Here is a 10,463-nt window from a genome sequence, read left to right as displayed (position 1 = left end):
GCTGAGTTCGGAATAAGACATAGGGCAGCACCGTACCGGAAAGGTCAGGTGTTGCACTCAGTTTTTGCCGCCGCCGTGCATTTAGTTGGGGGCTGTTAATTCGCAACTATCGATTAAATTAAAACGGTGGAGATGAAACTTTAAGTGCGTATCAGGCGGTTGTCAGGGTGGGGTCGGTTTCGCTTAACGCACCTTCTGATTGATGTTGCCATAGCCGGTAATACAGCCCGCGGCGCTCCAGCAACTGCGCATGGCTGCCGTCCTCAATGATCGTGCCCTTGTCCAGTACGACGATGCGGTCCAGATGGGCAATGGTCGAAAGTCGGTGGGCCACGACCAGCACCGTCTTGTCCGCCATGATGTCATCCAGACTGCTCTGGATCAGGCTTTCTGTCTCGGAGTCGAGGCTGGCGGTGGCTTCATCGAGGACCAGAATCGGTGCGTTTTTAAGCAACGCACGAGCGATTGCGATGCGTTGACGCTGGCCACCCGAGAGTTTGACCCCGCGTTCACCAATCAAGGCGTTATAGCCGTCCGGCATTTGCACGATAAAGTCATGGGCATGGGCACGTTTTGCCGCCAGTTCAATGTGCGCATCACTGGCGAGTACATCGCCGTAGCCAATGTTTTCTTTTAAAGAACGGTGAAACAGACCCGGTTCCTGGGGAATTAAACCGATGTGGCGATGAAGTGACTGTTGAGTCATATCCAGAACATCAATCCCGTCAACTTCAATGGTTCCACTTTGCGGATCATAAGAACGCAGTAAAAGACTCAGCAGGGTGGACTTTCCAGAGCCGGACAAACCAACAATACCGACCCGTTGGCCGGCGCGAATATGCAAATTGAAGTTGCTGAAAATCGGCGTGCCGGGGTGATAACTGAAGTTGACGTTACGAAACTCAATCACGCCTTTATTGATAACGGCCGATTGGGCTTTTGCCCGGTCAGGCATTTCATGGGGTTGCAGCAGTGTATTGATGCTGTTTTCAATGTTGCCGATGTATTCGAACAAGTGCATGAACTGCATGCTGAGAAAACTGCATTGCGCCACGATCATCAAGCCCAGTGTGGCAACCATCACCAGTTCACCGACATCGATTTTGCCCAGATGCCACAAGTACAGCGCCAAGGCCACCAGACCGACCCGCAGCAAGATGGACAAGGCGTCCTGCAACAGACGGATTTTCTCCTGATAAAAGAAGGAACGCTGTGCGGCCTTTTTCTCTTTGGCTTGAAAGCGGGTCAAGTAGTCGAGTTCAAAACCCTGACGGGCAAACAGGCGGATGCTGCTCAAATTGCCTACCGCATCGACAATCTTGCCGGTGGTGACACTGCGGGTTTGCGCGTGTTCGTTGGCCAGCACTTGGGCTTTACGCGACAGCGCGTACGCCAACAGCGAATAGCAGACCACCCACACCAGCAAACTCAATCCGAGCCACGGCGAGGCCAGGGTTAACAACACCAGGCTGGTGATCAACACCGCCAGAATCGGCAGCATTTCCACGATCAGCACCCAGGTGGTGTCCAGCAAACCAATGCTGCCCTCACTGATGCGTTGAGCCAGGCTGCCGGCAAAATGCTCGCCGAAATAACGGGGCGAGTGCTGTTGCAGATAGGCGAATAGATCACGGGTGATACGCACTTTCTGATGTGGACGAACCATGATCATGCAAAACGTCGCGCCGCGGGCACAGAGCATCTGCGCCACGCCAAGGCCTAGCAACAAGCCCAGCGCGGGAAGGCTGGCTGCCCAAAGCTCACTGTGATCCCACAACCCGTCGCTGACAGCCCCAGTAATGCGGCCAATGGCATAGGGCATCAAGGTGGCGGTCATGGCGGCACCGACTTGCAGCAGCGCAATGCCCCAGTACCAGCCGGGATAAAGACGGATGTAATGCCACACAAAGGCCCACGGCCGTTTAGGCGGAACGGTAATAGCGTCAATTTCAGACATGACTGACCTTTTGTATAAGAGCAAACGAGTCGGTCTGGCAGCACACAATGCGCTGCCAAGCGCGCAGGGGCACAAATCGCGGGATGCGTTTATCTGCCGCCCATGCGCACAGAGCGGGACGTCAGAACGCAGGTCAGGCTATGTATCAGTGCCCAGGGAGTACAGGCACAAAGGTAAGGGCAGGCAAGCTGCGGTGCGGCGGGAAGTTATTGGCATAAGGCACACTGAACACATCGAGAATATTCCTTTATTACAGCGAGTCTTGAGCTGGCTTTTGACCAGCCCTTGCACTGAATGTGGACGTGGATACCGTCCTTGCTCGCAATGGGGGCGTTGCAGCCACCCTGGGCGTTGTGTGCGCCTGAAGATCACGAACGCGGAATAACAAGAAATATTTGTGCCAAGTTGTAACTTTTGTTGTGTAAATGTTTAGAACTGTTTATTTGGGTAAAGCCTGCAAGGGCGAGGGTGGGCAGATTTGCGTTTTTGGACGATGCGGGTACTGTGTTGCCCGGTTCACATTGACCAGGCACCCCCCCCCATGCGCAGAGAGATAGGCTACTGGCACCGCGAAGGCCGTGAGTTGTTTTATTACCTGGAATTCAAACCCGACACCGCCGAGTTTTACCTCACCTGCGAACACACACCCGCAGAAGGCGTAGGCAGTGTGCGTTCGGTGTTGCTCAGTGAGGCGCGGGGCGAGCGCTATTACGAAGATGCACTGTTGATTATCAAGGAGGAGCTGTTCAAACAGTGCATCGTATGACACAGCGGGGTTGGGCCAGGACGGTTTTGTCCGTTTAAAACGCGACTTCACTGATCTGCAACACCCACGCAATGACCTGCTGTTTGTCATCCCAGACATACCGAAAATGCGGGCCTTGAACCGGTATCGACAGTGCGGGGGGGCGAAAGGCTGCAACACATTCGTGGCCCTTGAGGCGCACGCTCTTGTACAGCAACCCCCAGGCGCCGTCTTCGCGCAAAGGGCGGGCAAAGGCCTGGCAGGTGCCGTAGGTATCGGGCGAGGGCTGGTGCAGCGCTGTTTTTCGGCGCACATCGATCATCGGCTGGCAGACCTGATTGATGTAGGTTCGCAGGGTGATTTCGATACTGGCTTCACACGTGGCGCGCCAGAATTGCTCCTGATGAAAGCAGGTTTCGGCGATCGCCGCTTCAACGCTGCTGGCGCAGTAATAAACCCCATAGCTGCCATCGGTGAAACGGCTAGCCCGTCCGATATGGGTAAACGCAGCCATCACCGGGGTGGAGCCTGCGCCACACAGTCGGTCTTGAGGGTTAACGCGGGTGATCAAACCGGCCTGATCGCGCAGGCGATCATTGGTCAAGCTTTCAAGCGCAAAGGCGATATCCAGGTCTGCCGGGTCAAGGGTGTCTTCAAACACCGAGATGGGCGGAAACGCGCTGTTGATGATTCGCCAGGCCTTGTCCCACTCGGGCAGCACCGCCCGCATCAGCCGCGTACGCCATCGAGGTAGCGACGCACGTCAGCCAGGTCCACAACTTGACCGCCGAGCATGTAGGTCAATGCACTTTGGCCGTTGAAGGGCGCTGCGATATTGGGCTTGTGAACCCAGTCGTAGGCGCGTTCCGGTTGATTGCTGAACAGGATGCGCAAGGATTTATGGATGCCCATCAGGTAGGAAATACGCTCAAGGGTGTCGTGGGGCAAGCGTACTGCGGGCAGTTTTTTGTATTTGAAATAGGTGGTGCTGCCGATGGCCCCCAGCAAGGTGCATTGCTGATCCTTGTTGCACCCCCAATGCGCCATCAGATTGAAGAAAAAGGTCAGGGCAACGCGGCCTGCCTCGGGGCTGTTGATGTCAGGTTCGATGTGACGGGCTGCGAGTCCCATAAGATTTTCCTTTGAATGACTGGGCTCGACGCTACTCCGTATCTGGTGTTTTTCAATCAAATTGTTCGTATCTGAATTTTTCATAGGCTTGCCAGCGCTTTAGCCCGGTTCATACAGCGTTGCCGCCGTTCATCGACTCGCTGGGCAAACCAGGCTGTTGTCAAATTACGGGTGATTTTAGGGCTTTGCAGGGAAATACCCGGCAAGACGGCGCGAGGCAATGGCTGGCCATTTTTGCGGTCTGCGAGGGCATAGACGCGCTGGTAAACCGCCGTGTCGTTGAAGTCCAGGCTGTCGCCTTTAAGCAGTTGGTTGCGGATGGCGTTTTCGCTGAGATCCAGCTGTTTGCTTAATGTGCGCACGGCGCGTTCAGTGGCGCCGACGGCATAGGAGTCAGGAATGGTCAGATCGCCATCGAGGGCTAAAGGAATACCGGACATCTTGCTGACGGCGTTTTGAAATGCGGCATTGCGACTGGCGTACCAGCCCGCATTGAAGTCGGCGAAGCGGTACAGCGATCGCGGGTAATCCACCGGATACCCCAATAAGTGGGCAATGCCGAAATACATGCCGCCACGCCGGGTGAAGACCTCATGGCGAATCGACTCGGCGACCGGGTACGGATAATCGCGTGCCTGTTGTTGTGCAAACGCGATGCTGACCTGCATCGGGCCGCCGGTGTGTACCGGGTTCAAACTGCCAAACAGGGTTTTACCCAGCGGTACCATGCCAATGAAATCATCGAAAATGGCGCTCAGCTGGCCCTCGGTTCGGGCCGCATCCAGACGCTGGTTATAAGTCTTGCCAGTGGGCGAGGTGATATTCAGCGCACTGCGCAGCACAAATTCGGGGATATGCAGTTTGCTGGCGCGCCGGTTGATTTCGCTTCGTGCGATTTTCGCCAGTCCCGGTACGGGTGGGTCTGCCTGAAAGGTCGACTCTTGCTCAGTGACGGCCAGCACCGAGCAGATGTTTTCATCTGACGGGGTCAGTTCTTGAACGGCAAAGGCGGTCTGTATATCAGTGGCCCAACCTTGACGATCCGACACGTTGCTCGGCAGCAGTTGTACGACCCGTGCGCGTATTTGCTCCGGTGAGCGCACCGGTTGCGTTGGTTGAGTGCTGCAACCCGCGAGCGCTATGAATAGAGAAAGCGTCAAAACCTTTATGAAGAATCGATTCACTTACGCTTATCTCCTGAAAATAATCCTGTTTATAACGCACGCTTAATCGTCGCGCGTCAGCACTTCCAGCAGTTCGATCTCAAAGGTCAGGTCAGAGTTCGGTTTGATATGGGCGCCCATGTTTCTTTCACCATAGGCCAGGTGGGCGGGCACTTGCAGTCTGCGTTTACCGCCCACTTGCATGCCCATCAAACCGATATCCCAGCCCTTGATCACTCGACCCGTGCCAATCACGCACTGGAACGGCTTGCCACGGTCGTGGGATGAGTCAAACACCGTACCGTCTGCCAACCAGCCTGTGTATTGCGTGGTGATCAGTGCACCTTTAACCACGGTTTTGCCGTCACCGCGTTGCAGGTCAGTTATTTGAAGTTCATGGGTCATGGGTGTTAGCTCGAAAAAGGGGCGTTAAGTTAGGTCGATAATGCGGTGTTTTGCTGTTTTTTTACATTTTGTTTCAAAATTAATCGGTAACAAAAGCCTTTTAAATACAGGGAATACCACGGCCTCAAATGCGGTTGCCTATCAATTGCGCTTTACTCTCAAATGAGATTGCTTATCATCCCGGCTCTTGCAGCGCCGGGAACCGCTCAATCATGCCGCCTTTCAAGTGGGGCTGCGCCAGCGATTTCCCGCCTGTGGCCCGCTGAGCACTCTCCCTGGTTAAGGATCAACTGGACATGCCGTCTCGATTCAAACGCAGTCATTTCTCACTGGCTTTTGTGGCCGCTCTGACGTCGCCAACGTTACTGGCCGATGCGCTGGAGCGCGAGCGCGATGAAGTGCCGATAGAGGCCAGCGACCTGCCGGTCGACGGAACAAGGCAAGCGCTGCAACTTGAAGAAACCCGTGTGCTGGGCACCGCCGCACAAGAATTGAAGCAGGCACCGGGTGTGTCGATCATCACCGCCGAAGACATCAAGAAGCGCCCGCCCGCCAATGATTTGTCTGAAATCATCCGCCGTGAACCCGGCGTCAACCTGACGGGCAACAGTGCCAGCGGCGCTCGCGGCAACAACCGCCAGATCGATCTGCGCGGCATGGGCCCGGAAAACACGCTAATTCTGATTGATGGCAAACCGTCTGCCTCACGCAACGCCCAGCGCTATGGCTGGAGTGGCGACCGGGACACCCGCGGCGAAACCAACTGGGTACCGGCTGAAGAAGTCGAGCGTATTGAAATCCTGCGTGGCCCGGCGGCCGCACGCTACGGCTCAGGGGCGATGGGCGGGGTGGTGAACATCATCACCAAAAGGCCCGCCGACAAGCTCAGCGGCTCGGTAACGGCCTATTACTTGTCACCTGAAGACAAGGCTGAAGGCATCAGTAAACGCACCAACTTCAATCTCAGCGGGCCGATCACCGAAGATCTGGTCTTTCGCGTGTATGGCGGTGTGAACAAGACCGATGCCGACGACCCCGGCATCAACACGGCCGAGCAAGCCTCACCGGACAGCGTGGTGGCCGGTCGTGAAGGGGTGCGCAACAAGGACGTCAACGGCCTGCTCAGTTGGCAGTTCACCCCTGAGCAAAGTCTCGATCTGGAAGCCAGCTACAGTCGTCAGGGCAATATCTTTGCCGGTGACACCATGCTCAACAGTGGTGGAGATTTTGTTAATAACCTGACCGGCAAAGAAACCAGTGTGCTTCAGCGCAGCACCTTCTCCGCGACACACAATGGCGCGTTCGACTGGGGGTCAACCAAGGCGTCACTGACCCACGATCTGACTCGCAACTCACGCTTGAATGAAGGGCTGGCCGGTTATGGCGAAGGCGCACCTTCCGAGAGCGCCGGCTCGTTTGAGTCACGCTTGCGCAACACGCGGGCCACGGCTGAAGTGAACCTGCCGTTGCACATGGGCACAGAGCAAGTGCTGACGGTGGGCGGCGAATACCTGTATGAGTCGTTGAATGATCCGGGCTCGTTGCGCCCGCAAAGCTGGGACCCTGGCGCTGACGGCACACCAGGGCTGCCAGGCACCGACCGTACGCAAACCAAAACCACCGCCAACAGCTATGCGCTATACGTTGAAGACAACATCGAAGTCGGTGCCAAAACCATCGTCACGCCGGGGCTTCGATTCGATCACCACAGCGAGTTTGGCGGCAACTGGAGCCCGAGCCTCAACGCATCTCATCAGATCACCGATGAACTGAGCATCAAGGGCGGTATTGCCCGTGCCTATAAAACCCCGAACCTTTACCAATCCAACCCCAACTACCTGTTGTACAGCCGCGGTCAGGGGTGCAGTTCGGTAGAGGTGAACCTCGGTGGTTGCTATTTGGTGGGTAACCCGGATCTCAAGCCGGAAATCAGCATCAACAAAGAGATTGGTCTGGCGTTCGACAAAGGCACCTGGCGCACCAGCGGTACGTACTTTCGCAACGACTATCAAAACAAGATCAATGCCAGTAACGAAGCGGCCTTCCGCTTGCCCAACGGACGTCGTGTCCTGCAATGGGAAAACAGTGGCAAGGCCATTGTGCAAGGGATCGAGGGCAACCTGTTTGTCAGCCTGCGCGACGATCTGGACTGGAACACCAACCTGACCTACATGATCGAAAGCAAGGACAAGGAAACCGGTGATCCGCTGAGCATCATTCCCAAGTACACCCTCAATACAATGCTCGACTGGTACGCTACCGAGAAACTGTCCTTTCAAGTCAGTGGCACTTACTACGGCAAGCAGGAAGCGCCCAAGCGTAACAACCGGGCTAACGAAGAACTCGACAAGTCGGTACAGATTCCGGTCGATCCCTACGGTCTGGTGGGCGTGAGCAGTGGTTATGAATTCAACAAGCACCTGAGCGTGCGGTTGGGCATCAACAACCTGTTCGACAAACACTTGTACCGCAAGGGCAACTCGGATGAGGCCGGTGCGCAAACCTACAACGAAGCCGGCCGTGCTTACTTCGCCTCGGTCACCAGTTCGTTCTGATCCACCCGAGGTACCGCGTCACTGCGGGTGGCGCGGGCATTGAGGCGTGACATCCGCAGGTAGCGGGTGTCGCGCCGTTGTCGCCTCTGGCGCACGCAAAAAAATAAAGCCTGTGAAGGATTGAATCCATGAAACTCGCAACCTCGGCCTGGCTGCCGATCCTGTCCCGCACACTGGCAGCGCTGGTGGGCGGCTATGTCTTTACGTATGCCTTTACGGCGGCGTTGGCGCGACTGTTGCCGCTGGACAATGTGGACTCGCTGATTGTGGCTAGCCTGTTGTCATTTGTGATCTACACCCTGGCGATTTTGTGGGCGTTTGCCGCCCGTCATCAGTGGGCGGTGTGGATGGGCCCGGTATTGGCGGTGCCGTTGGCCGCCATCGGATTTTGGCCGCAATGGCTGGAGCGTCTTGGATGAAACAGACTCTGACCCAATCCATGGCCTGGCTGCACACCTGGGGCGGCTTGATTGTCGGCTGGTTGTTGCTGGTGATTTTCCTGACCGGCAGCCTGGCGGTGTTCGATCAAGAAATTGATAACTGGATGCAGCCCGAGCTGCCCGCGCATCACCTGAGCGATGAGCAGGCCGTGCAATTGGCGCTGGGCTATTTGAGTGAACACAAGGCCGACGCCCGGCAGTGGGGCATCAGCCTGCCCAACGAACGCTCGCCCCAGCTTCAGGCTTCAACCGGCGGGCGCCGTGATGGCGTATCGGTGAGCCTGAACCCCGACACCGGCAAGGTATTGGCGGTACGGGAAACGGCAGGCGGGATGTTCTTTTTTGGCTTCCACTTCACCTTGCACCTGCCGCGCATGATCGGCATCTATCTGGTGGGTGCGTTGGCAATGGGCATGCTGGCGGCATTGATCAGCGGCATAGTGATTCATAAAAAATTCTTCAAGGAGTTTTTTACCTTTCGCCCGGCCAAGGGCCAACGCTCCTGGCTGGATGCCCACAATGCGAGCGCTGTGCTGTTACTGCCGTTCCACCTGATGATCACCTACAGCGGGCTGGCCATCTTTTTGATCATCTACATGCCAGCCGCGATGGACGCGTTATTTGAGGGCAACCGCGAAGCCTTTTTCAAAGCGCAAGATTCAGCGCCTGTGGTGCGCGAAGCTGCACGCGGCATGCGCGCTGAACCCGCTCCGCTGGTGGACATGGCTCCGTTGCTGGCCAAGGCCCGTGAGGTGATGGGCCCCTTGGGTGGCGTGAGCATCAGCAACCCGGGGCAGAGCACTGCCGAAATTCAGATTCGGCCACTGCTGGGTAATCGCATTGCCCTGACCAAAGGCCAGGGTATGCGGTTTAACGGGGTCACCGGTGAACAACTGTCGGGGCCGACAGAGATGCGCGCCAGCGTTCTCACGCACCGGGTTATATCCGGGTTGCACTTCGCCCAATTCGGCGGCTACCCGATGCGCTGGTTGTACTTTGTATGCGGTTTGATCAGCACTGCCATGATCGGCAGCGGTCTGGTGTTGTTCACGGTCAAACGTCGACGTAAATACGCCAGTGAGGGTCGGGTAGGGCAAGTGCTGTATCGGCTGGTTGAAGCCATCAACGTGGCGGTCATGGCCGGTTTGGGCCTGGCCTGCATCAGTCTGCTGTGGGCCAATCGCTTACTGCCTGCGGGCATGACCGACCGCGCTGATGCCGAACTGAACGTCTTTTTTTGCATCTGGGCGTTGAGCGTGGGCCATGCCCTGTTCCGTTCGCGCATGCAGGCCTGGCGTGAGCAATTGGGATTGGCTGGGGTGATGTGCCTGACATTACCGTTGCTCAGTTTAATGACGGTTAACACACCTTGGTCACTTCCCAGCCGCGCCGGTGTGGAACTGACGGCGATGGGCCTGGGGGCTTTGTTGCTGTGGGCCAGCTGGAAAGTCTCACAACCTGGCGCGGTGCGTGTACCGCGTCGTCAGCGTGGCGCCATGGCGGAGGGTAACTGATATGGCGGGGTATTTTTTCGCAGCGCTGGCTTGTGCCTATATCGCCATGCTGGCGTTGTGTCAGGGTCTTGAGCGTCATTACAAACAGGTGTGGCATGCCGCGCCGTCGACACGATTGCGCCGGTTGCTACGGGGTGGCGGCTGGCTAAGTCTGGGGCTGAGTTTTTACTTCAGTGGTCAGGTTTGGGGATGGGCGATGGGCCCGGTTGGCTGGTTTGGGCTGGTCTCGTTAAGCGGTTTTGCGCTGCTTATGCTGCTGCCTTACCGGCCCCGGCTGGCCGTGTGGTTGCCGGTGAGTTTTGCCCCGATGTGGGCGGCGTGGGTGACGCTGTTTTAGGTCGGTTGGGGACAACTGCTTGCACAACCGGGTGCATGGTTTTACCTGATGCACCGAGAGGTGTGAACATCGAAGGCTGTCGCTACAGGAACAACATCGCCAGAGGGTTTTTGATCTGCTTGTGATCTGGTTTTTGATCTTGATCTGCCGCCCCTTCGGGAGGCCGAGAGGAGGTTTCGCGGAGTGGGTCGACCGGCATGGATGCCGGGAGAGCCG

At 56.7% G+C, this 10,463-nt stretch carries 10 protein-coding genes; 5 read left to right on the top strand and 5 right to left on the bottom strand.

All coding sequences use genetic code 11. From position 1 onward, the window contains the following. Window positions 1-151 precede the first annotated feature (151 nt). A complete protein-coding gene (locus GHN86_RS22405; RefSeq protein WP_153382967.1) occupies window positions 152-1,957 on the bottom strand; it encodes an ABC transporter ATP-binding protein in 1,806 nt (601 codons plus the stop codon). 541 nt (window positions 1,958-2,498) lie between these two features. Here GHN86_RS22405 and GHN86_RS22400 point away from each other — a divergent pair. Then, complete coding sequence (locus GHN86_RS22400; RefSeq protein ID WP_153382965.1) at window positions 2,499-2,723, top strand: hypothetical protein; 225 nt, start codon at window positions 2,499-2,501, stop codon at window positions 2,721-2,723. A 34-nt stretch (window positions 2,724-2,757) separates the two neighbouring features. On the opposite strand, the gene GHN86_RS22395 is transcribed toward GHN86_RS22400, so the two are convergent. From GHN86_RS22395 to GHN86_RS22380, 4 genes are all read right to left on the bottom strand, one after another. Next, window positions 2,758-3,432 (bottom strand): RES family NAD+ phosphorylase, encoded by a 675-nt coding sequence (locus tag GHN86_RS22395; protein ID WP_153382963.1) that lies wholly within the window; start codon window positions 3,430-3,432, stop codon window positions 2,758-2,760. Then, window positions 3,432-3,833, bottom strand: coding sequence for an MbcA/ParS/Xre antitoxin family protein (locus GHN86_RS22390; RefSeq protein WP_153382961.1), 402 nt, complete (start codon window positions 3,831-3,833; stop codon window positions 3,432-3,434). Before GHN86_RS22390 ends, GHN86_RS22395 begins: the two co-directional genes overlap by 1 nt. An 80-nt stretch (window positions 3,834-3,913) precedes the next feature. Further along, a complete protein-coding gene (locus tag GHN86_RS22385) occupies window positions 3,914-5,017 on the bottom strand; it encodes a DUF1615 domain-containing protein (protein ID WP_323369594.1) in 1,104 nt (367 codons plus the stop codon). A gap of 42 nt (window positions 5,018-5,059) precedes the next feature. Then, window positions 5,060-5,401 (bottom strand): FKBP-type peptidyl-prolyl cis-trans isomerase, encoded by a 342-nt coding sequence (locus GHN86_RS22380; RefSeq protein ID WP_153382959.1) that lies wholly within the window; start codon window positions 5,399-5,401, stop codon window positions 5,060-5,062. Window positions 5,402-5,697: 296 nt separating this feature from the next. On the opposite strand from GHN86_RS22380, the gene GHN86_RS22375 reads away from it, so the two are divergent. From GHN86_RS22375 to GHN86_RS22360, 4 genes are all read left to right on the top strand, one after another. Continuing rightward, window positions 5,698-7,956: a FepA family TonB-dependent siderophore receptor gene (locus GHN86_RS22375; RefSeq protein WP_153382957.1), complete on the top strand. Its 2,259-nt coding sequence runs from the start codon at window positions 5,698-5,700 to the stop codon at window positions 7,954-7,956. Window positions 7,957-8,084: 128 nt separating this feature from the next. Next, window positions 8,085-8,375, top strand: a complete 291-nt coding sequence (locus tag GHN86_RS22370; protein ID WP_153382955.1) for an iron transporter — start codon at window positions 8,085-8,087, stop codon at window positions 8,373-8,375. Beyond that, window positions 8,372-9,910 (top strand): PepSY-associated TM helix domain-containing protein, encoded by a 1,539-nt coding sequence (locus GHN86_RS22365; protein WP_153382953.1) that lies wholly within the window; start codon window positions 8,372-8,374, stop codon window positions 9,908-9,910. The genes GHN86_RS22370 and GHN86_RS22365 overlap by 4 nt, the downstream gene beginning before the upstream one ends. A gap of 1 nt (window position 9,911) precedes the next feature. Continuing rightward, window positions 9,912-10,247, top strand: a complete 336-nt coding sequence (locus tag GHN86_RS22360; protein WP_153382951.1) for a DUF3325 domain-containing protein — start codon at window positions 9,912-9,914, stop codon at window positions 10,245-10,247. The last annotated feature ends 216 nt before the right edge of the window (window positions 10,248-10,463 follow it).

The sequence above is a fragment of the Pseudomonas helleri genome, from assembly GCF_009600315.1.
Classification (GTDB): Bacteria; Pseudomonadota; Gammaproteobacteria; order Pseudomonadales; family Pseudomonadaceae; genus Aquipseudomonas; species Aquipseudomonas helleri_A.
The sequence above is the reverse complement of the archived record's forward strand: the minus strand, read 5'-3'. Positions and strand labels throughout refer to the sequence as shown.